The 24,001-nt window shown below is 50.1% G+C and carries 22 protein-coding genes; 18 read left to right on the top strand and 4 right to left on the bottom strand.

All coding sequences use genetic code 11. From position 1 onward, the window contains the following. Positions 1 to 82: 82 nt before the first annotated feature. The 4 genes from ABWV76_RS14690 to ABWV76_RS14675 all read left to right on the top strand — a co-directional run bounded on the left by ABWV76_RS14690 (position 83) and on the right by ABWV76_RS14675 (position 3,483). Entirely contained in the window at positions 83 to 715 is a 633-nt protein-coding gene (locus ABWV76_RS14690; protein WP_020413097.1) for a TetR/AcrR family transcriptional regulator, read from the top strand. Between the two features lie 41 nt (positions 716 to 756). Next, entirely contained in the window at positions 757 to 1,773 is a 1,017-nt protein-coding gene (gene nagZ, locus ABWV76_RS14685) for a beta-N-acetylhexosaminidase (RefSeq protein WP_020413096.1), read from the top strand. 112 nt (positions 1,774 to 1,885) lie between these two features. After that, positions 1,886 to 2,968 (top strand): mechanosensitive ion channel family protein, encoded by a 1,083-nt coding sequence (locus ABWV76_RS14680; RefSeq protein WP_020413095.1) that lies wholly within the window; start codon positions 1,886 to 1,888, stop codon positions 2,966 to 2,968. A gap of 299 nt (positions 2,969 to 3,267) precedes the next feature. After that, a complete protein-coding gene (locus tag ABWV76_RS14675) occupies positions 3,268 to 3,483 on the top strand; it encodes a cold-shock protein (protein ID WP_020413094.1) in 216 nt (71 codons plus the stop codon). Positions 3,484 to 4,106: 623 nt separating this feature from the next. Here ABWV76_RS14675 and ABWV76_RS14670 read toward each other — a convergent pair. Further along, the gene (locus ABWV76_RS14670) at positions 4,107 to 5,078 is read right to left on the bottom strand and encodes a CsiV family protein (RefSeq protein ID WP_353376396.1); all 972 of its coding nucleotides are present in this window, start codon (positions 5,076 to 5,078) and stop codon (positions 4,107 to 4,109) included. A gap of 130 nt (positions 5,079 to 5,208) precedes the next feature. Next, the gene (mfd, locus tag ABWV76_RS14665; protein ID WP_353376395.1) at positions 5,209 to 8,688 is read right to left on the bottom strand and encodes a transcription-repair coupling factor; all 3,480 of its coding nucleotides are present in this window, start codon (positions 8,686 to 8,688) and stop codon (positions 5,209 to 5,211) included. A gap of 302 nt (positions 8,689 to 8,990) precedes the next feature. On the opposite strand from mfd, the gene ABWV76_RS14660 reads away from it, so the two are divergent. From ABWV76_RS14660 to ABWV76_RS14595, 14 genes are all read left to right on the top strand, one after another. Next, positions 8,991 to 10,454, top strand: a complete 1,464-nt coding sequence (locus ABWV76_RS14660) for a glyceraldehyde-3-phosphate dehydrogenase (RefSeq protein ID WP_040628710.1) — start codon at positions 8,991 to 8,993, stop codon at positions 10,452 to 10,454. Positions 10,455 to 10,848: 394 nt separating this feature from the next. Next, positions 10,849 to 12,189 carry a Na(+)-translocating NADH-quinone reductase subunit A gene (locus ABWV76_RS14655; RefSeq protein WP_353376394.1) on the top strand — a complete coding sequence of 447 codons (1,341 nt, stop codon included), beginning with the start codon at positions 10,849 to 10,851 and terminating at the stop codon, positions 12,187 to 12,189. Positions 12,190 to 12,191: 2 nt separating this feature from the next. Continuing rightward, positions 12,192 to 13,403: an NADH:ubiquinone reductase (Na(+)-transporting) subunit B gene (locus ABWV76_RS14650; RefSeq protein ID WP_353376392.1), complete on the top strand. Its 1,212-nt coding sequence runs from the start codon at positions 12,192 to 12,194 to the stop codon at positions 13,401 to 13,403. Then, entirely contained in the window at positions 13,396 to 14,178 is a 783-nt protein-coding gene (locus ABWV76_RS14645) for a Na(+)-translocating NADH-quinone reductase subunit C (protein ID WP_353376391.1), read from the top strand. Before ABWV76_RS14650 ends, ABWV76_RS14645 begins: the two co-directional genes overlap by 8 nt. 2 nt (positions 14,179 to 14,180) lie before the next feature. Then, entirely contained in the window at positions 14,181 to 14,837 is a 657-nt protein-coding gene (locus ABWV76_RS14640) for an NADH:ubiquinone reductase (Na(+)-transporting) subunit D (protein WP_020413087.1), read from the top strand. A 3-nt stretch (positions 14,838 to 14,840) separates the two neighbouring features. Next, complete coding sequence (gene nqrE, locus ABWV76_RS14635) at positions 14,841 to 15,449, top strand: NADH:ubiquinone reductase (Na(+)-transporting) subunit E (RefSeq protein WP_020413086.1); 609 nt, start codon at positions 14,841 to 14,843, stop codon at positions 15,447 to 15,449. Between the two features lie 17 nt (positions 15,450 to 15,466). Continuing rightward, a complete protein-coding gene (gene nqrF / locus ABWV76_RS14630; protein ID WP_020413085.1) occupies positions 15,467 to 16,690 on the top strand; it encodes an NADH:ubiquinone reductase (Na(+)-transporting) subunit F in 1,224 nt (407 codons plus the stop codon). A 14-nt stretch (positions 16,691 to 16,704) separates the two neighbouring features. Further along, complete coding sequence (locus tag ABWV76_RS14625; RefSeq protein WP_353376390.1) at positions 16,705 to 17,763, top strand: FAD:protein FMN transferase; 1,059 nt, start codon at positions 16,705 to 16,707, stop codon at positions 17,761 to 17,763. Further along, positions 17,763 to 18,005 carry a (Na+)-NQR maturation NqrM gene (gene nqrM, locus ABWV76_RS14620; protein WP_020413083.1) on the top strand — a complete coding sequence of 81 codons (243 nt, stop codon included), beginning with the start codon at positions 17,763 to 17,765 and terminating at the stop codon, positions 18,003 to 18,005. The genes ABWV76_RS14625 and nqrM overlap by 1 nt, the downstream gene beginning before the upstream one ends. Before the next feature lie 84 nt (positions 18,006 to 18,089). Next, positions 18,090 to 19,547 carry a Si-specific NAD(P)(+) transhydrogenase gene (sthA, locus tag ABWV76_RS14615; RefSeq protein WP_353376389.1) on the top strand — a complete coding sequence of 486 codons (1,458 nt, stop codon included), beginning with the start codon at positions 18,090 to 18,092 and terminating at the stop codon, positions 19,545 to 19,547. Next, positions 19,544 to 20,008 (top strand): thioesterase family protein, encoded by a 465-nt coding sequence (locus ABWV76_RS14610; protein ID WP_020413081.1) that lies wholly within the window; start codon positions 19,544 to 19,546, stop codon positions 20,006 to 20,008. Before sthA ends, ABWV76_RS14610 begins: the two co-directional genes overlap by 4 nt. Before the next feature lie 76 nt (positions 20,009 to 20,084). Next, positions 20,085 to 20,720 carry a LysE family translocator gene (locus ABWV76_RS14605; protein WP_353376388.1) on the top strand — a complete coding sequence of 212 codons (636 nt, stop codon included), beginning with the start codon at positions 20,085 to 20,087 and terminating at the stop codon, positions 20,718 to 20,720. A 46-nt stretch (positions 20,721 to 20,766) separates the two neighbouring features. Next, positions 20,767 to 21,213, top strand: coding sequence for a GNAT family N-acetyltransferase (locus ABWV76_RS14600; RefSeq protein ID WP_353376387.1), 447 nt, complete (start codon positions 20,767 to 20,769; stop codon positions 21,211 to 21,213). A gap of 985 nt (positions 21,214 to 22,198) precedes the next feature. Beyond that, entirely contained in the window at positions 22,199 to 22,591 is a 393-nt protein-coding gene (locus ABWV76_RS14595; RefSeq protein WP_353376495.1) for a VOC family protein, read from the top strand. Between the two features lie 437 nt (positions 22,592 to 23,028). Here ABWV76_RS14595 and ABWV76_RS14590 read toward each other — a convergent pair whose 3' ends face one another. Then, positions 23,029 to 23,523 carry a DoxX family protein gene (locus tag ABWV76_RS14590; protein WP_353376386.1) on the bottom strand — a complete coding sequence of 165 codons (495 nt, stop codon included), beginning with the start codon at positions 23,521 to 23,523 and terminating at the stop codon, positions 23,029 to 23,031. 74 nt (positions 23,524 to 23,597) lie between these two features. Further along, positions 23,598 to 23,939, bottom strand: a complete 342-nt coding sequence (locus ABWV76_RS14585; RefSeq protein ID WP_353376385.1) for a hypothetical protein — start codon at positions 23,937 to 23,939, stop codon at positions 23,598 to 23,600. Positions 23,940 to 24,001: the final 62 nt, after the last annotated feature.

Below are 24,001 nucleotides of genomic sequence, written 5' to 3'. Positions count from 1 at the left end.
AGATGAGTGCCGTTGGCTGAGCAATGGAATGTGCTACTCTGGCCAGAGTTAAACAACTGTTTTAAATGATGGTTTGAGAGATATGAGCCAGACGGATACTGTCAGCCGCATTCTGGATGCAGCCGAGGCCCTGTTTGCAGAACGTGGTTTTACTGAGACTTCCCTGCGCACAATTACGAGTACTGCAGGGGTTAACCTGGCTGCGGTTAACTATCACTTTGGTTCAAAGAAAGAGTTGATCCAGGCGGTTTTTGAGCGATTCTTGACCCCCTTTACCGAAGACCTTGAGGCCGAGTTAGATCGTCGTATCGCCACCGGCCAAGAGCTGCACGTGGAGGGATTATTAGAGAGCCTCTATCGAGTGGGCCTCGGTGGTTTGAGTGACAGAGGGCTCGATCCACAGCGTTTTATGCGCCTATTGGGGCTGGCTTATACGCAGTTCCAGGGGCACTTACGTCGCTTTATAGTGTCTCGATACGGGGATAGTTATCGCCGTTTTGCAGGTTTGTTGGCTGAGGCCTTACCGGGTGTGGACCCTGTAACCTTTTATTGGCGCCTGTACTTTATGCTGGGGGCTACGATCTTCACCCTGTCGAGTTACGATGCCATAGAAGCTATCCTGAGAGAGGATTTTGGTGCACAGAGCAGCCTGCCGGAGACCCTTGAGCGGTTGGTTCCGGCTGCCTCTGCAATGTTGAAGGTGGAGGCTATCTAGTTTTAAGTGGCTCTTATTGGCTGATAACAGAGGAATAGAATATGTCTGCACCCTTGGGACCGGTCATGGTTGATATTGAGGGATTAGAGCTTACCGATGCGGACTGCGAGCTTCTGCGTCATCCCCTTGTTGGCGGGTTGATTTTCTTCGCACGTAATTACCGGGATCGCGCGCAGCTGCAAGGCTTGATAGCGGATATTAGAGCTGTGCGCCCTGAGATTTTAGTAGCTGTTGATCAGGAGGGGGGCAGGGTTCAACGCTTTCGTTGCGAGTTTACCCGTTTGCCATCTATGCAAGTATTGGCAGCGAAGGCCAGCGAGGAGCAGTTGCAGGACGTGGGTTGGCTCTTGGCCACTGAATTGCTGGCGGTAGGGGTGGACTTCAGCTTCGCCCCGGTATTGGATGCTGATGATCAACACAGCCGAGTGATCGGCGACCGCAGCTTTTGTGCAGATCCCAAGCGTTTGGAGCTATTCGCACGTCCATTTATGCGAGGAATGCACGAAGCAGGCATGGCGACAACGGGTAAGCATTTCCCTGGTCATGGCCATGTACTAGAAGATAGCCATGTAGAGCTTCCTGAAGACAAGCGTTCACTGGAGCAGGTAATGGAGTCCGATGCCTTACCTTTTGTGGACTGCATCGCCTCCTCTCAATTGGATGCAATAATGCCAGCACATATTCGTTTCGTGAATATTGACAGTCAGCCGGTCGGATTTTCCCGTTACTGGCTACAAGACATCTTGCGAGGGCGATTGGGTTTTGGCGGTGTTATCTTTAGTGACGACCTGTCGATGGAGGGGGCTGGTGCTGCAGGCGGTTATGGAGGGAGAGTTCGTGCAGCGCTGGAGGCGGGATGTGATATGGGGGTTATTTGTAACAACCGAGACGGCGCCTTGGAGGCGCTGGCCGCCCTGCAGGACTACATACCCCAGGGAGAATCCAGCGAGCGCTTGAAAGCTATGCGTGGCAGGCCCTTGATAACATCCTGGTCGGAACTTGAAAAGAGTGCGCGTTGGCATAGAACCCGTGGCTGGTTGGCGTCGATAATGCATTAAGGGCTCGAAATTTTGATGCCCGCCCAAATTATCTGGGAGTATCAGAAAGATTGTCGAGCTCAGATTTAGATGAGCGGAGGGGGTATTCGTGGAATCCGTAGATAGCATTCTAATGTCTTGGCTCGGTGAGAACCGGGTTTGGATAGTATGGGTTTTCCTTATTGTGCTGGCTTCAGCTTTGGGAGCCTGGGCCTTTGGGCGCTTTGTACAGCGATTAGCGGCAAGAGCCGAGAAGACGGTTAATCCGTGGGATGATGCTCTTGTTGGGGCCATGTCACCACCTGGACCAGTGCTTGTTTGGCTTGTGGGATTGACTGTTGCCGCGCAGCGGGCAGGACAGGCTACCGGGGCTGAGATTTTCTCTCTGGCTGAACCAATACGGGAGATAGGGCTTATCCTGGTTCTATCCTGGTTTGCCTGGCGATTTTCCCATAGTGCTGAGCACAACCTGTGTAACCCTCGCTATATTGGCAAGCCGATGGATGCCACTACAGTGCGGGCAATCGGAAAGTTGGTGCGGGCCTCCATCGCTATCACTGCCGGCATAGTCATCATGCAGTTTCTTGGCTATAGCGTCAGTGGCGTGTTAGCGTTTGGCGGCATTGGTGGGTTGGCAGTGGGTTTTGCAGCCAAGGACCTGTTGGCCAACTTCTTTGGCGGGCTGATGATTTACTTGGATCGTCCATTTGCCGTGGGCGACTGGATACGCTCTCCGGATAAGGAAATTGAGGGTACCGTTGAGGATATTGGCTGGCGCCTGACACGCATCCGCACCTTTGATATGCGCCCTGTATATGTTCCCAATAGCATCTTCACTCAGATTTCTGTGGAGAACCCCTCGCGAATGCTCAATCGCAGGATCTTTGAGACCATCGGCATCCGTTATGAAGATGCCCATTCAATGGCTTCAATAGTGGCGGATGTTAAAGAAATGTTACAGCAGCATCCTGAAATTGACTCTAATCGAACCCTTATAGTCAATTTCAATAGTTTTGCTGCATCATCGTTGGATTTCTTTATATATACCTTTACCAGAACAACAGATTGGGTGAGATATCACGAAATCAAACAGGACGTTCTGTTAACTATCCTAAAAATTGTCGAAAAACACGGTGCCTCCTGTGCGTTTCCGACTTCGACTATTCATATTGCCGATATTCCTTCATTAGCCCGTGAGGCCGCGTTAGACAGTTGAGTATAGGGAGTGCAATAAGGTACAAATGATTAGTTTATATATGGTCTCTAAGTGATATTTTGACGGTTAATTACCCATACTGGTAAAAACGTAGTATTTATTTCACATAGAAACCTAGACACTGGCGCTGTTTTATCTAAGAATCAGGGTACGTCCTTTGGGTATCTACCTAAAGGATTAAGCAAGATAGCATTCTGCATGAAGCAGTCTGTTAACAATGGGGTGGCGTTTGCCCCTCTTGCCGAAAGTAGTATTGAGGTAATTGAGGTAGGCGCAATAACAATAATGAGGTTTTCTCAATGAGTGATCGCGTTACAGGTACTGTGAAGTGGTTTAATAACGCACGGGGTTATGGCTTCATCACCTGTGGAGAAGGAACTGAAGACATTTTTGTTCATTATCGCAGCATTCGCGGCGAGGGTTATAAAACCCTTAACGAGGGGCAGGCGGTAGAGTTCGAAATGCAACAAGGTGACAAAGGACTGCTGGCGGAAGATGTTGTTCCCTGTGAGTGATTTACGGATCGCTCGTTGAAAGAACTGTTGTCGTGTAGGGTTGTGCAGATACCTGCTGCCAGCTCTGCCAGCGCCTCTGGAAAAGTGGGCTGAAAGGTCCGCTTTTCTATTCCGTTTCCTTCATTGGATTGGTTCCTTTTTTCCGTAGGTTAAGAGGTTGGCTATTTTGTGACTGTTGATATTGCTACGGTCTAAATGCCCGCCGCCAGTATATTTTGATTCTCGTTTTATTCTCTCGCTTAACCCAGTTGAATTAACCTCTCATTAATTTTTAGAATTAATCAATTTGAAACCTGTTTAATGTTATAGGCTTCTTTCCCAATTGTGCCCCAAAATTCTGCGGTTAGTGAAAATGTATTGTCCAATCAAAAGGATGTAAGGAAAGGAAATTGATAATTAAGCGTATGTTGAAAAAAGTGGTTTGTTATAAGAGCTGATTTCTGCATTTAGTTTATAAAAAATTATTCTTTAGTCTTTTTGCATGCAATGTACTTAATTCGAAATTTATTAACTGACTTTAAATTTGGTTGTATCTTGGGGAGTGTAGATTGGCGAGGTAAAGGATTAAAGTAATACCCCCCATTGTTGTGGGGGATAAGTTGGCTAGCTTAAGGTTTTATTAGTCAGTTTCCAGTATTCGAAATATTATTCTCTATGGTATTGCTTGCTTTTATATCTTCTTCTGTCGGTTTAGCTACGGTGCGGACTTCAATCAGAATACCGAAGGCGGGGTGGTCGATATAGTGTAATTGTCCGCTACGTAAGCGGCGTTCATGTTGCAAGCGGGCAGTGTGAGCGGCATAAACCATATGCTCAGTTTCCAGCTGGGGCTCGCTTAGCGTTACAGGTTCATAGTCTGACAAGGAATTTGGGACATCCTGTAGCGCAACGCTCTTATAGTTTTCTTCAGACTGTGCCCTGCTTTTTATTTCCAGTGGAGCTTCGACGGCGACCCTTGGTCGTTGTGGCAACAATACGCCATCAACGGAAGCTGGGGTGGAAAAATCATTTAGCCAGAGGTCTGTGCTGATGTGGAGATAGCGAGAGACGCTCAGGGTGATCGAGCCTCCCAGTTGGCTGTGGCCTTGGAAGGTGTCGCCGCCGTCGATCAGAATGGCGGGGGAGTTTCGCTTTTGCTTCAATATTTGGCGCCATGCCTTGTGAAACAGAATCCGGTCACCACCTCTTGCAAGGGCAGTAGCCTTGTTGCCCAGTAGGGTTGCTGTGGGCGAGAGGAGTAAACTGGAGTGACTTCCTGACTCTACCTTATCGCCATTGGTTTCCAGCGGCTCAAATCCCAACGGCTCATCGGTGCTGATTTCTTCCCCGGCCAGCTCTGTTAGAGATACCGCTTCTGGAGAGGGGGTCGGTTGTGGGTTTTCCTGGCGGGTCTCGAAGTCCACCCAGTTGGAAGGGTACTCCAGGCGTGGATTTGCTGGCCAGTTTTCACTAGTCTGCGCCATGCCTTGGGGGCGCTCGAAAATGATCATCTCGATTTCGAAAGTGTTCCCTGCATAGTTGGCGGCTTGCGTGCCTGCAGCAGCGAGCGCCAGGGCTAGGGTGGAGCAGAGGCGAGTTATCCTTTTCACGGTCATGGAGTTACCACTTTTCATCTTTCTATGGTCGGTGCCTGGAGGAGCGGCCGAAGCCAGTTTTTGGTGTCGGTAATTTTGGCAGCAGGAATTGCTGGTGTCGATCGATCACCTCACTGGCTGCGAGATATTATCATTGCGCTAGCCGCTCCAAAACTTCATTGATTTCCTGCAGCTTGCGATCTGGACCTTCCTCATCAAGGCTGAAGTTTAGTTGGTTGGCGCCTGCCAATTGATAGCGGCCAGGTTGGGTTTGAACCAGCTTTACCAGGGTGAGAGGGTCTACCTGGGTTGTGTCAGCAAACTCTATTCTGCCGCGGGCGGCAGAGGCTTCCAGCTTGCGAATGCCCATTTTATCCGCCTTCAGTTTGATTTCAGTGGTGCGGAACAGGTGCTTTACCGACTCCGGCAGCAGGCCAAAACGATCTATCATCTCTACTTGCAGCTCCTTGAGTTGTTGGCGATCGACAGCGTTGGCAATGCGCTTGTACATCATCAGGCGGCCGTGCACATCGGGTAGGTAGTCTTCAGGGATGAGTGCCGGCACTCGCAGATTGACATCAACCGCAGGAGACTCCAGAGGTTCATCGATATTGGGTGTGCGCCCCTCGCGAATTGCCTTTACTGCTCGGTCGAGCATCTCCATATACAGGTTGAAGCCTACACTTTGGATCTGCCCGCTCTGTTCTTCGCCAAGTAGCTCACCGGCACCGCGAATTTCCAGATCGTGAGTGGCCAGAGTAAAGCCTGCCCCCAGATCCTGGGCTTCACTGATTGCTTCCAGTCGCTTTACAGCATCGCTGGTCATGGAGCGCTTGTTGGGTGTCAACAGGTAAGCGTAGGCCTGGTGGTGGGAGCGTCCTACTCGGCCGCGCAGCTGATGAAGCTGAGCCAGCCCGAACTTATCTGCGCGCTCAATCAGGATGGTATTGGCGGTGGGGACGTCGATACCGGTCTCAATTATGGTGGTACACACCAGCACGTTAAAGCGTTTGTGGTAGAAGTCACTCATGACCTGTTCCAGCTCGCGCTCGCGCATTTGCCCGTGGCCAATACCGATACGCGCTTCAGGAATCAGCTCTTGCAGTTCCCGGGCAGTACGCTCGATGCTCTTGACTTCGTTGTGCAGGAAATATACCTGACCACCACGCAGAATTTCCCGGAGTATGGCCTCCTTTACCAGGGCGTCATCGCGCTCACGTACAAAGGTCTTTACCGATAGGCGGCGCGCCGGAGGAGTGGCAATCACCGAGAGGTCGCGAATACCGGCCATTGCCATATTTAAAGTGCGAGGAATTGGTGTGGCAGTCAGGTTGAGAATATCGACTTCTGCACGCAAACTCTTGAGGCGTTCTTTCTGGCGTACGCCAAAGCGGTGTTCTTCATCAATAATCAGCAGTCCCAGATTTTTAAAGTCCAGGTCACTCTGTAGCAGCTTATGGGTGCCGACCAGGATGTCCACTTTGCCACTGGCTACTTTTTCTTTCACGCTGTCCACTTCCTTGCCTGATCGGAAGCGTGAGATCACCTCAATATTGATAGGCCAGTCTGCAAATCGGTCCTGGAAAGATTGAAAATGCTGCTGAGCGAGTAGGGTCGTTGGCACCAGCATGGCCACTTGCTTGCCTGCATGAGCGGCGACAAATGCCGCACGCATGGCGACTTCGGTTTTGCCAAAGCCCACGTCGCCACAGACCAGTCGGTCCATGGGTTTCTTCGACAGCATATCGCCAATCACGGATTCAATGGCCTGCTGCTGGTCTGGCGTTTCCTCGAAGGGGAAGGCCGCAGAGAACTCTCGGTAAGCCAGCTTGGGATCGGCAAAGGCATGGCCGACACGTGCCTCCCGGCGAGCGTAAATATCCAGGAGTTCGGCGGCGGCATCGCGCACTTTTTCAGCGGCTTTGCGCTTGGCTTTCTGCCACTGTTCACTGCCCATTTTGTGTAATGGAGCCAGGGCTTCATCAGCGCCAGAGTAGCGGCTGATCAGATGCAGGCTGGCTACGGGCACATAGAGCTTGGCCTCATTGGCATACTCCAAGGTTAGGAATTCAGCGGGTTGGCCGTCGATCTCCAGGTGTTGCAAGCCGCGATAGCGACCCACGCCATGATCAATATGTACTACCGGGGCGCCTATACGCAGTTCCGCCAGGTTTTTAACTGCATTGTCTGCGTCGTCCTTAGCTTTCTTGCGGCGACGCTGCTGTAGTACCCGTTCGCCGAATAGCTGCGGCTCAGCGATTAAATTAATGGAGGGGTCAGTAAGTAGCAGCCCTTGGTCAAGGGGGGCGACGGTGATGCCGATGGCTTCATCGCTGTACAGGAACGCCTCCCAGCTGGCAAAGGCTGGGGGAGCCAGGTGAATGCCTTTAAGGAGTTCCAGCAATGCCTCACGGCGCCCGCCACTTTCCGCGCAGAAAAGCACCCGCCCAGAGCATTCCATCAGGTAGCTTTCCAGAGCTGCCATGGGTTGTTCAGCTTTACCATCTACGGGTAGGGTCGGCGGTACCAGGGTGGCAAAATTGTAGTTGCCCTGACTATCCGGCAGAGTATCGGTGGAGAAAATGGCTCTCGGCATGGACTTGAGGGCACCGTTGAATTCATCCACATCGAGCAGGATGTGACGGGGTTGTAGTATAGGGCGAGTCAGGTCGCCGCAGCGGCTCTCATAGCGATTGCTGACCTCACGCCAGAAGCTTTCTATTGCTGCTTGGATATCCCCCTGAATGAATGCCTGGCTGTTCTCGGGAAGGTAGTCGAAGAGGTTCGCGCATTTATTATCGAAGAATAGCGGCAGGTAGTATTCAATACCCGCTGGGGCTATGCCCGCGCTGATATCCTGGTAGATAGGTACCAGGCTGGGGTCGGCCTGGAATTGCTCATGCCAGTTCTGCAGGAAGCCGGAAAGTCCGGCTTTGTGCATGGGAAATTCCCGCGCGGGGAGCAGATGAATCGTTTCCACCTTGTCCACAGTGCGCTGGGTTTCTGGGTCAAAAGTGCGCAAGGATTCGATTTCATCGTCAAACAAATCGATGCGATAGGGCAGCGGGCTGCCCATGGGAAATATATCCATTAAGGAGCCGCGCACGGCAAATTCACCATGCTCATAAACGGTGTCCACGCAGTGATAGCCCGCCTGCTCCAATAAGCGCCGCTGGATGTCGATATCAAATTGTTGCCCCTCGCTCAGGATCAGGGCGTTGCCGGCAACATAGTCGCACGGGGGTAGGCGGTGCATCAGGGTACTTACCGGCACTATCACAATGCCGCTGCCCATTTTGGGCATTCGATAAAGGGTGGCAAGGCGGTCGGAAATGATGTCCTGGTGAGGTGAGAAAGTATCGTAGGGAAGTATCTCCCAGTCAGGGAAATGAAAGATCTCAAGTGGCTGTTCCGGGCCGTCATCTCGCTGAGGTTTGTTAAAAAATTTCAATTGCACCTCTAATCGGTGCGCCTCAAGGCTATCTCCAGTGATCAGCAGTGTCGGGGATTTGCTGTTGCGAGCTGCGTTTAATACGGCGAGCGCGGCCGCTGCGCCATGCAGCTGCCCCCAGAATTGCCGGTCATTGCTGTTGAGAAACTTTGGTGGAGTCAGGGGCTGTATATCGGTCATCTTTCCTTATATATCCGCGCTTTCATCTGCTGTAGTGCCAGGGGCGGCTATTGTAGCCGTGAAAGGGTCTGGCTGCAGTCTATGTTAACCGTGCCTGTGCTTTGGGTTGCGAACGGCTACGCTTTTTTTGATATTGCACTACATCCGGCAGCGGGCTAGCGAAAAGGTAGTTTTACTACATTTTTTTGACTTTTTTTTGCCCAGTTGCGTAGGCATAGGTGAATACTGATAATGCGCAGCCACATGGCCCTGGTGAGGTATCAGGCCGTGATTTCCTGCCTATTAATATTTTGCAGAGGTGTCTGACAGTGACTCAGAAGCGACCGAAGCCCGCGGACTTTTTCAAGGACTGGAAGCAGCGTGAAGCGCTGGCCGAATCCATGATCCCGATGATCGGAAAGCTCAACCGCGAGCAAAACGTCGGTATTTATATGTACGGCCGCAACCTGGTAAATCGCTCAGTTCTGAGCATTATGAAAGCGCACCGTTTCGTGCGTCAGGTTGAGGAGAATGAACTCTCCGAGTTTGAAACCTTCCCTGTGTTGGAAGCTATCTGCAAATTGGACCTGGGTCCTGTACACATTGACCTGGGAACCCTGACCAATAAATTTATGCGCGACGATCGCAATCTGTCTGTAGACGATTTCGTACGTGAGGAACTGGCGGATGCCAGTGGTGCTGGCAAGCCTTTGCCTGAGCCCAAGGATGTAGTGATCTACGGCTTTGGCCGTATCGGTCGCTTGGTTGCTCGTTTGCTGGTTGACAAAGCTGGCAGCGGCGACGTTCTGCGCCTGCGCGCAATCGTGCTGCGTAAGGGCAAGGCCCCGAATGATCTGGTGAAGCGCGCCTCCCTGCTGCGTCGCGATTCCGTACACGGCGCCTTCCAGGGCACTATCCGCGTGGATGAGGAGACTAGCTCCTTGATCTGCAACGGTAATGAGATCAAGGTCATCTATGCCAACTCTCCGCAGGAGGTGGATTACACCGAGCACGGTATTAACGATGCAATCATCGTGGATAGCACCGGTGTATGGCGTGACGAAGATGGCCTGAGTCAGCACCTGGAAAGCCCAGGTGCTTCCAAAGTGATCCTGACCGCTCCGGGTAAAGGCGATATCAAGAATATCGTTTACGGCATCAACAACGGTGACATCAAGCCAGAAGACAAGATCCTTTCCGCAGCATCCTGTACCACTAACGCTATCGTGCCGGTACTGAAGGCTATGATGGACGGCTACGGTGTTGAGCATGGCCACGTGGAAACCGTGCATGCATATACCAATGACCAGAACCTGATCGACAACTACCACAAGGGTGAGCGTCGCGGTCGCGCAGCTGCGTTGAATATGGTTCTGACTGAGACCGGCGCGGCCAAAGCTGTCGCCAAGGCGCTGCCAGAGCTAAAGGGCAAGCTCACTGGTAATGCGATTCGTGTTCCGACCCCGAACGTTTCCATGGCGATCCTCAACCTGAATTTGGGCAAAGAGGCCACCAAGGAAGAGCTGAATGAGTACATGCGTGAAGTGGCTCTGCACTCTCCGCTGCGTCAGCAGATCGACTACACCAACTCTCCGGAAGTAGTGTCCAGCGATTTTGTTGGCTCCCGCCGTGCCTGCGTATTCGATTCCAATGCAACAATCGTTGACGGTAAGAATGCGGTGCTTTACTGCTGGTACGATAATGAGTTCGGTTATAGCTGTCAGGTGGTTCGCTGCCTGGAAGATATGGCCGGCGTTCGTTACGAGTTGTTCCCCAAGAAAGACTGAGGCGTCAGCTGAAAGTCTCCAGGTCGGTCTCAGGGGCCGGCCAGTGGGGTGAGGCGGCTCTCGTAGCCGTCCGCCCGGATCTCTCCAAATCCCTGTTTTTCCAGTAAAAATTTCTCAACTTAGTGTTAGTTAAAGACTTCCCAGGCTGGTAAAGCCTCTGTCCCATCTTTATAATGCGCGCGATTTTGCGGGGCGGCCGTGCGCCGAGAAGTTAGCGCGCACAACCTTTTAGTTAGCTTCCTTCCGCCCGGTCTACGGGTGAAACGGCATAAGCCCTCGCTACATGGAATTCCACAGTATGGCTCGCCAGTCTGGGATCGACTGTTTGTCAGTTTGAACCCGGAACGGTGGGCCGTATTGCAATTTTATAAACTAGAAACTTAGGCATAGGCGTATGAGAAAGATCCGTCGGGGATTGGACTTACCCATATCCGGCGCGCCCGAGCAGGTCATCCACAAAGGGCCTGCGATCAAGACCGTTGCTGTTCTCGGTCCCGATTATCACGGGATGAAACCGACAATGGCGGTGGCTGTAGGGGATCGCGTCAATCTTGGTCAGCTACTGTTCAGTGACAAAAAAACCGAAGGTGTGCGCTACACAGCGCCGGCCGCTGGTCGTATTGTTGCTATTAATCGCGGTGCCCGCCGTGTTCTGCAATCCGTTGTGATTGGCATAGACGGCGATGCAGCAGAACAGTTCCAAAGCTATAGCGCAGATAAGCTGTCTGGTCTGACGCGCGAGCAGGTCGTTGAGAACCTGGTTGAATCCGGTATGTGGACCGCACTGCGCACCCGCCCATTCAGTCGCGTTCCCGCACTGGACGCTAAACCGGAAGCGGTGTTTATCAATGCGATGGACACTAATCCTCTGGCTGCCAACCCAGAAGTGGTCATTGCCGAGAATCCTAAAGCCTTTTCTCAGGGCGTTGAGATTCTTTCCAAGCTGGCGGAAACCACTTACGTCTGTACCGCCCCTGATGCAGATATCCCCGTACCGAGCGCTGCGAATATTCGCCGCGAAGCTTTTGCCGGCCCCCATCCGGCAGGTCTGTCAGGTACCCATATCCACTACTTGAATCCGGTTTCCGGTTCTCGCAGTGTATTCACTATTAATTACCAGGATGTGATTGCCGTAGGCAAACTATTTGCCACTGGTAAACTGTTCACCGATCGCGTTGTTTCCCTGGCCGGCCCTCAAGTCAAGCAGCCGCGTCTTCTGCGCACTCGTCTCGGCGCCAGCCTGGAAACTTTGACTTCCGGTGAGTTGAAAGGTGATAACGACCGCGTTATTTCCGGCTCGGTATTTGGCGGTCGTACTGCTGAAGGTCCTTTGGGTTACCTGGGCCGTTACCACAACCAGATTTCTGTTCTGGAAGAGGGCGATGAGCGCCCATTCCTGCACTACCTGCGTGCCGGTAACAAGCGTTTCTCCGTATTCCCGATTTACCTCTCGCGCCTGTTCAAGAACAAGCTGTTCAATTTCACTACCAGTACCAACGGTTCCGAGCGTGCCATGGTACCGGTTGGCACTTATGAGAAGGTAATGCCGCTGGACGTACTGCCGACCCAGCTACTGCGCTCCCTGATCGTGGGTGATACCGCTATGGCCCAGAAACTGGGTGCTCTGGAGTTGGATGAGGAAGATCTGGCGCTGTGCACCTTTGTGTGTCCGGGCAAGTACGAATACGGCCCCATTTTGCGGGACAACCTGACCCGTATTGAGAAGGAGGGGTAAGTATGCTGCGTAAATTCCTCGATTCAATCGAACCAAAATTTCATAAAGGCGGTAAGTTCGAAAAGTTCTACGCCCTGTTTGAAGCGATTGATACCGGTCTGTTTCAGCCGGCAGACAAGACCAAAACTACTGCTCATGTGCGCGATGGTATCGACCTGAAGCGTATTATGATCACGGTTTGGGCTTGTGCGATGATCCCTGCCTTCTATGGTATGTGGAATATCGGCTTCCAGGCCAACACCATTCTCGAAGGTATGACCAATCCGGATCTGTCCGGCTGGCGCCACGCCATTATTGGTGCTTTGACCTCCTACAACCCAGCTAGCCTGTGGGACAACTTTGTCTACGGAGCCATGTACTTCCTGCCGATTTATGCGGTCACCTTTATTGTGGGTGGTATCTGGGAAGTGCTGTTCGCCGCTGTGCGCGGTCACGAAGTGAACGAAGGCTTCTTCGTAACCTCCATCCTGTTCGCCCTGACCTGCCCACCGGATCTCCCTCTGTGGATGGTGGCCATGGGCATCAGCTTCGGTGTGGTTATCGGTAAGGAAGTATTCGGTGGTACCGGCAAAAACTTCCTCAACCCGGCACTCACCGGTCGCGCGTTCGTATTCTTTGCCTACCCGGCTGCGATGTCCGGCGATGCGGTGTGGACTGCGGTTGACGGCTACACCGGCGCTACTGCGCTGTCTGTCATGGCCAGCGAAGGTATCCAGAACGGTATTGTGAACGCTGCTGTTGGCCAGGTGACCTGGTTCGACGCTTTCTTTGGCAAGATACATGGTTCCATCGGTGAAACTTCTACCCTGGCTATCCTGATTGCCGGAGTAATCCTGATGGGCATGAAGATCGCCAGCTGGCGTATCGTAGCCGGTACCCTGCTGGGCATGATGGCCACTGCGTTTATGTTCAACATGATCGGTTCCGAAACCAACCCGATGTTCCAGGTACCCTGGTACTGGCACCTGGTAGTGGGTGGTTTCGCCTTCGGTCTGATCTTTATGACCACTGACCCTGTATCTGCAGCGATGACCAATATCGGCCGCTGGTGGTACGGCATCCTGATTGGGGTGATGGTAGTCCTGATTCGTGTGGTGAACCCGGCCTTCCCGGAAGGCATGATGCTGGCGATCCTGTTCGCCAACCTGTTCGCTCCGCTGTTTGACCACTTTGTGGTGCAGTCCAATATCAAACGGAGGTTGGCACGTGGCTAATAAAGATTCCGTAACCGGTACTCTGATTGTCGCGCTGGTAATGTGCCTGGTGTGCTCCGTGGTGGTTTCCACTGCGGCGGTAATGCTGAAGCCTGCCCAGCAGGCGAATGCCGAGCTGGACATGAAGCGCAATGTACTGATGGCAGGGGGCCTGCTAAAGGATTCCCACGCTAGCAAAGCTGAGGTTGAGAAGGCCTTCGCGGATATTCAGATCAAATATGTTGACCTGAATACCGGCAAGTTCACCGATCAGGCTCCGGCTGGTGGTAGCGGTCGTGCCGCTTCCAAAATTGCCTCTGCCAGCGAGAAGCTGCCCGCTGATGAGGACACGGCCAAAATTATCCGTCGGGAAAATACTAAAGAGGTATACCTGGTAGAGAAAGACGGCAAGCTGGATAAGATCATTCTGCCTATCCGTGGTTACGGCCTATGGGGCACCCTGTATGGCTTTCTCGCACTCGAGAGCAATCTCGACACCGTAGCGGGCCTCGGCTTCTACGAGCATAAGGAAACTCCGGGACTGGGTGGCGAAGTGGACAATCCCAACTGGAAAGCCCAGTGGATTGGCAAAAAGGTCTTCGATACCGATGGCAACGTTGACATCAACGTGATCAAGGGGCAGGTAAACCCTGGCAGCCCAGATGCGATTCACGAAGTAGATGGTTTGTCTGGTGCGACTCTGACCAGTAAGGGTGTTGATAACCTGGTGAACTTCTGGTTGGGTAACCAGGGTTATGGTCCCTTCCTGAAAAACCTGAAAGCAGGGGAGGCATAAGCATGAAAATCAAAGAGACTCTGCTAGAGCCGATTTTTAACAACAACCCGATCGCGCTGCAGATCCTGGGTATCTGTTCTGCACTGGCTGTAACCAGCTCACTGCAGGTTACCCTGGTAATGTGTATCGCTCTGACCTCGGTTGTGGCCTGTTCCAACGTTGCGGTATCTCTGATCCGCAGCCAGATCCCGAACAGCATCCGTATCATTGTACAGATGACCGTGATTGCCTCCCTGGTAATCCTGGTTGACCAGCTGATCAAGGCCCTGGCTTACGACATCTCCAAGCAGCTGTCCGTATTCGTTGGCCTGATCATTACCAACTGTATTGTGATGGGACGTGCGGAAGCCTTCGCTATGAAGAACCCGCCACTGCCCAGCTTTTTTGATGGTCTTGGAAACGGTCTGGGTTACAGCGTAATCCTGATCGGTCTCGCGGTAATCCGTGAACTCTTCGGTGCCGGTAAACTGTTTGGTGTGGATATCCTGACTACCGTGAGCAATGGTGGTTGGTACATCCCTAACGGCCTACTGTTATTGCCGCCGAGTGCATTCTTCCTGATCGGCTTGTTCATTTGGGCAATTCGCGCCTGGAAGCCTGCCCAGGTTGAGCAGGATGAGTTCAAGATTGCGCCTAATTCCCAAGCGCAGGAGGCCTAATCCGTGGAACATTATATTTCTTTGATTATCCGCGCCGTTTTCGTTGAAAACATGGCGTTGGCCTTCTTCCTCGGTATGTGTACCTTCCTGGCGGTATCGAAGAAGATTGAGGCCGCTATTGGCCTGGGTGTTGCGGTTATTGTGGTACTGACTTTGACAGTACCGGTGAACAACCTGATCTACACCTACCTGCTGAAAGACGGTGCGCTGGCCTGGGCCGGCTACCCCGACGTGGACCTGAGCTTCCTTGGCCTGCTGTCTTACATCGGCGTAATTGCAGCACTGGTTCAGATCCTGGAGATGTTCCTGGATAAATACGTACCGGCGCTCTACAACGCTTTGGGTGTATTCCTGCCGCTGATTACCGTGAACTGCGCCATCATGGGTGCCTCTCTGTTCATGGTTGAACGGGAATATGCGTTTGGTGAGAGTGTTGCCTATGGCTTCGGTGCTGGCCTCGGCTGGGCACTGGCGATTACCGCACTGGCCGGTATTCGTGAAAAGCTGAAGTACAGTGACGTACCGGATGGCCTGAAAGGCCTGGGTATCACCTTCGTAACCGTTGGTCTGATGTCCCTGGGCTTCATGTCCTTCGGCGGCATCGATATCTAAGCGGGGAAAACAATAGAATGAGTATTGAAATTATCCTCGGCGTAGCGATGTTTACCGTTATCGTACTGGCGCTGGTAGCGGTGATCCTTGCGGCCCGCTCGCGCCTGGTAAACACCGGCAACGTCAATATCCTGGTTAATGGTGAGAAGACTCTCACCGTACCGGCCGGCGGCAAGCTGCTGCAAACCCTGGCTGCTAACAACCTGTTCCTGGCCTCCGCCTGTGGTGGCGGCGGCAGCTGTGCGCAATGTGTATGTAAAGTGACTGCGGGTGGTGGTGATATGCTGCCCACCGAAGCGGCACACTTTACTCCGCGAGATGCAAAGGAAGGTAAGCGTCTTTCCTGTCAAGTTGCTGTTAAGCAGGATATGGAAATCGAAGTACCGGAAGAGGTATTTGGTGTGAAACAGTGGGAGTGCACTGTGGAATCCAATCCAAACGTAGCCACCTTTATTAAAGAGCTGACCCTGCGTCTGCCTGAAGGTGAAAACGTTGACTTCCGTGCGGGTGGTTACGTGCAGTTGGAGGCTCCGCCCCACCACGTAAAATTTGCTGACTTCGAAGTAGAAGACCAATACCGCGGTGACTGGGAGCATTTCGGCTTCTTCAAGCTGGAGTCCAAGGTTACTGAGCCTGTGGTACGTGCCTACTCTATGGCCAACTACCCGGAAGAGAAGGGTGTTGTTAAATTCAACATCCGTATCGCGACTCCGCCGCCGCGCACGGAAGGTGTGCCCCCTGGCCAGATGTCTTCCTACGTGTTCAGCCTCAAGCCGGGTGACAAGATCAAGGTATACGGACCCTTCGGTGAGTTCTTCGCCAAGGAAACCGATAACGAGATGGTCTTTATCGGTGGTGGTGCCGGTATGGCACCGATGCGTTCACACATCTTCGACCAGCTCAAGCGCTTGCACTCCAAGCGCAAGATCAGCTTCTGGTATGGCGCTCGCTCCCTGCGCGAAATGTTCTATGAAGATGACTACAACGGCCTGGCTTCTGAGTTTGACAATTTCCAGTGGCACGTGGCTCTGTCCGACCCACAACCTGAGGACAACTGGACTGGTTACACAGGATTCATTCACAACGTAGTGTATGAAAACTACCTGAAAGACCACCCGGCTCCGGAAGATTGTGAGTACTACATGTGTGGGCCGCCCATGATGAACGCCGCAGTAATCAATATGCTCAAAGACTTGGGCGTGGAGGATGAAAATATCCTCCTCGATGACTTCGGTGGTTAAACGGGGAGCTTAGTTTGCTATACGCAATCAAAGCCCCGAAAAAAGCAAAAACAGGGCCCGTTCTTCCGGCCCTGTTTTTGCTTTGTGTGGCTGTAATTTTTTCTGCTTGTACACCGACACCTGAGAACTGGCAACTCAGTGGCCGCACCATGGGCACCACTTATCACATCACGGTTGTCGATGTTCCTCGAGGTGTTGGGCACAGCCAGTTGCAGACGCTAATCGATAGTGAGCTGCAACAGGTCAACCAGGAGATGTCCACTTACATCAATGATTCCGAGTTGATGCGTTTTAATCGCAGTCCTGTGGGTGAGGCCATTCCGGTTAGCGAACCGCTCGCCGATATTGTGCAGATGTCTCTGGATATCTATCGTCGCAGCGAAGGCGCCTTTGAGGTGACTGTGGGACCCCTGGTTAACTTGTGGGGATTTGGTCCCCAGCCAGAGCCCGAACTTATTCCCTCAGATTCGGATATTGCCCGTCTGCTAAAGGTCATCGGTTCCGATGCACTTGTGGTGGCGCGAGAGCCGAACACTATTACTCGTGAGCGCCCAGTGGAGATTGACCTGTCGGCCATCGCCAAAGGGCACGGCGTGGATCGGGTTGCGATGTTGTTGGAGCGGCAGGGAATTCTTAACTACCTGGTCGAAATCGGTGGTGAACTGCGTACCCTTGGTGTGAATCCAAAAGGTAAGGCTTGGCGAATTGGCATTGAGGCGCCTGACTCAACGGGGCAAATGGTTCAGGAATCAATTGCTGTGAGTGGTAAAGCAGTGGCCACCAGTGGTGATTATCGCAATTATTACGAGCGCGACGGGGTACGTTATGCGCATAGCATAGATCCGCGTACTGGTCGCCCGCTAAAGCACCGATTGGCGTCGGTGACTGTTATAGCGGATACCTGTGCTGAGGCAGATGGCCTGGCCACTGCACTGAATGTACTTGGGGCCGAAGCGGGAATGGCTTTGGCAGAGCGTGAAAAGCTGGCTGTCTTTATGCTGGTGAAAACTGACAAGGGGTTTGAAGAGCGGTATAGCGCTGCTTTTGCCCCTTACCTTGAGAGGTCTGAGTAGTGACAATATTTATATTTGCATTTGTTGCCATGCTACTGGTCGTTGCAGGGATGGCCCTTGGTGCCATGGTTCAAAACAAACCCCTGAAGGGTTCCTGTGGCGGGCTGAATAATATCGGTATGAAGCAGGACTGCACCATTTGTGGTGGCAACGATGATGAGTGCGAAAAAGAGCAAGAGCGCCAGCGCCAAAAAGGCATGGCTACTGAAGATCTCGCTTATGACGCAACCAAGCGCAAGTAAGCAGCTTCCCTCCCAAGCCCGTGATCAACGGGCTTGTTGTTTTATGTCATTGGCACAACTGGTGCTGATAATCGTAATTAAATAATGAGTGAGCAGCGCTCTCGCGTATCTCGCTCCGTTTGGAAAACAGAATTAGAGCATTTGATGGCAGAGCAAAAGTTTGATCTGGTTGTAATTGGTTCGGGCCCTGCAGGTGAGGCCGCCGCGATGAGTGCCGCTAAGAAGGGCATGCGCGCAGCAGTTATTGAAAAGCGCCAAGTAGTAGGTGGCAACTGTACTCATAAGGGCACCATCCCTTCCAAGGCCTTGCGCCATTCGGTCAAACAGCTGATGCGTTACAACACTCAAAGCGTGTTTCGCGCACTGGGTGAGCCTCGTCGCCTTACTTTCCCGCAGGTGATGCAAACGGTCAACAAGGTCATTTCCTACCAAGTGGAAATGCACACTTCTTTTTATGCGCGTAATCGTGTTGAGTTGATTGTTGGTGAAGCCAAATTCCGCGATGCTAACAGTGTGGAAGTGCAGCTGCCGGATGGTGCCACAGAAATTGTCACCGCAAAGAAATTTATTATTGCTACTGGCTCCCGTCCGTATCGCCCGGCAGATGTGAATTTTGGTCACGAGCGTGTCTACGATAGCGATATGATTTTGGATATGCAGCATACCCCGCATTCCATCATGATTTATGGTGCGGGAGTGATTGGCTGTGAATACGCCTCAATTTTCGCCGGCTTGGGTGTAAAGGTGGACCTGATTAATACCCGCAGCAGTTTACTGGAATTTCTGGATGATGAAATCTCAGATGCATTGAGCTACCACTTGCGAGATATGGGCGTAACCGTTCGCCATCAAGAAGAGTATGCACAAGTACTGCCCAACGAGCAGGGCGTAATTATGGAGATGCAATCCGGTAAGCGTATCCACGCTGACGCATTGCTTTGGTGTAACGGCCGTACTGGTAATACCAACTCCTTGGGCCTGGAAAATGTTGGCCTAGAAGCCAATCACCGCGGCCAGCTAAGTGTTGATGACCATTACTGTACAGAAGTGGAAAATATTTACGCGGTAGGGGATGTGATTGGCTGGCCGAGCCTCGCTAGTGCTTCATATGACCAGGGGCGGGCTGTGGCGGCTGCCATTGCAGGGCGTGGTCACCGTGTAATCGAAGATGCACCTACAGGTATTTACACGCTTCCAGAAATTTCCTCGGTCGGTAAAACGGAATCTGAGCTGACTGCTGCTAAAGTACCCTATGAAGTCGGCCGTGCTCTCTTCAAGCACACAGCACGTGCGCAGATCTCCGGTGAGCGGGTGGGTATGCTCAAAATCCTGTTCCATATTGAAACCCATGAAATTCTGGGTATTCACTGCTTTGGTGCTGAGGCTGCAGAAATTGTGCATATTGGCCAGGCCATAATGAAGCAGCCTTCACCGCATAATACGATTGATTATTTCGTAAACACCACCTTTAACTACCCCACCATGGCAGAAGCGTACCGCAGTGCTGCATTGGATGGGCTTAATCGGGTTGCACGACTATGACAGAGCCCTCACCACATGAGTTTCAGGAACTGGTGAAAGGGTTCTTTGAAAAGATTCCTTTTAACCAACAAATCGGACTTGAAATGCGCTCCCTGGACCTGGAGGCACTCACACTTTCAGCGGGGTTTGATCTGCGCCCGGAACTGATTGGCAATGTCTGGAAAAAAATTCTTCACGGTGGCGTAATCGCCACCGCCCTGGATACCGTCGGTGGTCTTACTGCTATGGTAGCCGCTTACCAGCGTATGGGTGACGTACATTGGAAGGAAAAAGCTGATCGCTTATCTAAGCTCGGTACCGTGGATATGCGTGTGGACTACCTAAAACCAGGCAGGGGAGAGCACTTCCTCTGTGAAGGTTCTATCCTACGTACTGGCAACAAGCTGGTAGTTGCACGTATGGAGCTAAGTAATGATAAGGAAGAGTTGATTGCTACTGGCACAGCAACCTTTTTATATTGAATGGCGGCTGAGCCAGAGATAGGTTTGGTCAACCAAGCTGTCTAGCCACTTATTCTTTTAAAGGACGCCTTGTACCATGAGTGAGATGCTCGCTTTTGCCGTTATATCGCTTTTATTGGTTATATCTCCGGGGCCAAATAGCGTCCTCATACTCAAGACTGTAACAGGCCAGGGGTTAAGGCCGGGCCTGGATAATATTCTTGGACTGGTCTCAGCCACCTTCGCTCACGGAGCTATTTCCATTCTCGGCTTGTCGGCGATTATTGTGCAGTCAGCTGAGCTTTATACTGTAATAAAATACCTCGGTGCAGCATACCTAGTTTATTTGGGTGTAAAGACAATTGTCTCTACTTTCTCGAAGGGGTCGAAGCACAGTCTTACAAATAGACCAAAGCTAGGAGCAGCTCAACAAGCCTCCCATATAAATTTTGTTGAAGGCTTTTTAACCCAGATCCTCAATCCCAAAGTATCAATGTTTTATCTTGCAGCTTTCCCCCAGTTTATCCAGGTGGAAACAACAAGTTATTATCAGGCATTCCTGCTGGTTTCTGTTCATGCCTCTATTATATTTCTATGGTTTTTAGGAATGGCTTTGGTGCTGTCTAAATGGAAGCAGTCCTCAGTCAGAGGCAAGTTTCAACGCTGGATTTTACGCTTAAGTGGGAGTTTGCTCATAGGTTTTGGTGGCTTGGTTGTTCGTCAGGATGCTTGAGAAATACTTTACTTTGGGTATATGAGTTTCTAACAGGGAATAAGCTTTGAAAATTATTCAGTGCGATGAAAGCTACGTATCAGATTTGGCTTCCATTTTTGACGAATATAGAGTGTTTTGTGGCTACACATCGGATTTGGTGAGAACAGAGAAATTTCTAGGTAAATTGTTATCTAGCAAAGCCTCCGCTCTTTTTATCGCCGTAGATTTGAAGACTGCAGGGATAATGGGTTTTATAAATCTCTATCCAAGCTATTCTTCCCTTGCACTCTCGCGCTTGTGGATTCTTAATGATTTAGGAGTATCAAGCCGCTTTAGAGGAAGAGGAGTGTCTAAGCAACTCATTCAGACTGCGATAAATTTTGCAAAGGAAACAAAAGCCATTCGTATTGAGCTTAAAACAGAGATAGGAAATAACCGTGCGAGGCGGTTATATCACTCCTTAGGCTTCGAAATCAATCATGACAATGTGTACTACAGAGTACCTTGTTAAAGGTCTATTGCTTCTTTAATCACATATGTAATGTGCACCAAAAATAATGAGTTCTTAATGGGCGTCCGATCCATTGTTTGGGCTGAATTTGTTTTTAATATTAAGCTAGGGAAGAATGGCGAGATAAGTAAATGTAGCATTGCCCTTAGGTCTTTGTAGGGTTGATATATTTTTTCAGGTTTTACTTCATTTTAAGATTATGGGTTAATATCAATTGAAGATTCTGTTTTTGGGTTGATGGTAAAGCATATCTAGCTAAAAAATTGCTTTCAATATTTTTCACGATCCCACTGAGCAGCTAAAGTTGGGTTTGATTTAAGTGGCAAGCACAATAATTTTACTTGTTATTGATCTTGCGTGTGTTTCCGGAGTGTATTAACTTTTGGCTCCGCTCACTCATAGTCTACTTTCGCCACTTAAATGTATTCATGCCTGGCTATTAGTGACACAGTCCTTTAAGTTTCTCAAGGCTTGGCATTTCATGGCGCTATTCCTGCACTCTAATTACGAATCTTAACTACAATCTGGTAATATCGAACATATTCATCCGGCCCAATTTCAACACAATAGGAGCTAATTTTTAGTTTGGAGTGGGCGATGAAAAAATTCTATTATATATTTGGTTGCTACTTTCCTCGGGCAGCGTTTGTGCCGAAGTTTTCAATATTAAGGCTGAACCAGGCAGCGGAAGCCGTATTAAGTAAGTGGGGATATCTTGGTAAGTGATGCTTGTAGTCGCAGTTTGGTCAGCGCAAGGGCAGTGGATTCAGAGTAGGGAAAGGTGGGAGCTAGGCTTCTGGTGATTGAGGAGTTGTTCTGGGGTGTTGAATATACTTTACTCTTTTATGTCGTACCAATTTGGCTAGCTGGCTCTTGGTGTTTTGTTTAGCTCTCCTCTTCAGCCAATAGTCTTGGTGGTTTATACTTTTACTAGTGGGTAGTCCATGGTTACCGCGATTATACTTTTGAGGAAGGAGAGCTAGATATCAAGCCGTTTCATCTATCGTTCGTTGTTCCAGACCTAGAAAAGGCAAGGGAGTTCTACGTAAACCTACTTGGCTGTGCTGCAGGCCGAGATACAGGAGAATGGATTGATATAATATTCTATGGGCATCAAATTACTATACATCAAGAAAAGGATGGAATGGTAGCCAAGCCTATAGATCACTTTGGCCCATTACTAGAGAAAAAACAGTGGAGTGAAATATTAGCTTTACTCAAAGACAATTCGATCCCATTTGTACTGGAACCACTAGTGAGAGGTGAGGATTCTGAAAATGAGGCTGGTAAATTTGTGGTTAAAGATCCGGCGGGCAATTTACTTGAGTTTAAATACTACAATAATTTTTCAGGCACTGTGGCTGGTAACAATAAATAAAAAAGACAGCTATTAGCTATAGCTGTGTATTACTTAGCAAGTTAGTTCGACAATCCAGACTTGATGCATCTTGCAGTTTAATCAAGTTCAACCTGTTTATCTTTATTGAAGATCAATTCGGGGTGTTTCCCGGTGGGGAAGCATTGTGAGCGATGCCTGGTGCCTGGCGGCAGAGTAAGTGATGGGCTTTAATGGGGAAGGCGGGCAATAGGCTCTTAAAGCTTGGGGGCTTTTCAATTTATTCAGGGTACTCGAATTTCATATTAAAGGATGTAGCTGATTCTCAATTTTTCTAAGTATTCTATTCGGCCATTAGACTAGACGATTTGTACTTCTGTTTTGTAGGTGTCCAGGGGTACATATTTTCAATGGGGTTGCCAGATTCTGATTAAGATTGAATAAATAACTGTACTAACTATGACAGCAGCCCAATTTCCTTAATTGTGGTTATTAATGCCTAACTTATCAGCGATTAGATAATCTAAGCTAAATCGACCGGGACCTGTAGTTATTAACCATACAAATAAAATAATATATAAAACTTGGGGTAAGTAAATAAACCAGCTCAGCCAATCCAATGGCCCTATGTCTTTGGGAATGACCTGCTCAATTTCAACGGTGGTGATAGCAACAATCATTACGATAATTAATACAATCGCAACAATTGTTGAAAAAAGCCCTACTATTAATAGTAATCCACCAAAAAATTCTACAGAAGCTAAAAATATAGCCATAAATTCATGAAAGGGCACTCCTATTTCTTTCATTAAATTTATTAGGTCTGCATGCCTCTCGGGTACAAATAGCTTGTTATACCCAGATACTGAGAAGAATAATCCCAATGACACACGTGCCACCAAGATAGGTATCCATTCCCAATTGCGGTTACCAACAAGTAGCTTTTTAATTAAAGGAGAAGATTGTGTAAACATAAATATCCTTTTGCATGGCTATATTCTGGTCATGAATTTTTAATTCAAATGTTTCATATGTCTTTATGGCTGATTCAATACCCTGTGTCCAATGTTCGCACAACTCCATCTTCACTTATAGAATTGTGTATTTTAATATTTGTTCCATGTTGTAGATAAATCGCACCTAGAAAATTTGCTAAGCCAGTCATTAATATTTCTCCGCCAATAAATTGTGAGCATGTTGGAATTTTACCTAAAATAAAAAATGCGGATAACACACCTGCCGCAGGCGCAAATGATGTAGCAAGTGATACATCGGTTGAGCATAATTTGTGCAGTTTTAATTCCAAATGAGCGGTCTTGATTACTTGCCCAGAGTTGAGCGCGACAGCTATAGGAATATCCAAGGGTATAGCAGAAACGATATGATTCACGATACCCCAATCATCTTAGCCCACTCAAATGCTAGGGCAAGTCGAATTGACTATTGATCTTT

Source organism: Microbulbifer sp. NBRC 101763, from assembly GCF_040371615.1.
GTDB classification, from domain to species: domain Bacteria; phylum Pseudomonadota; class Gammaproteobacteria; order Pseudomonadales; family Cellvibrionaceae; genus Microbulbifer; species Microbulbifer variabilis.
The sequence above is the reverse complement of the archived record's forward strand: the minus strand, read 5'-3'. Positions and strand labels throughout refer to the sequence as shown.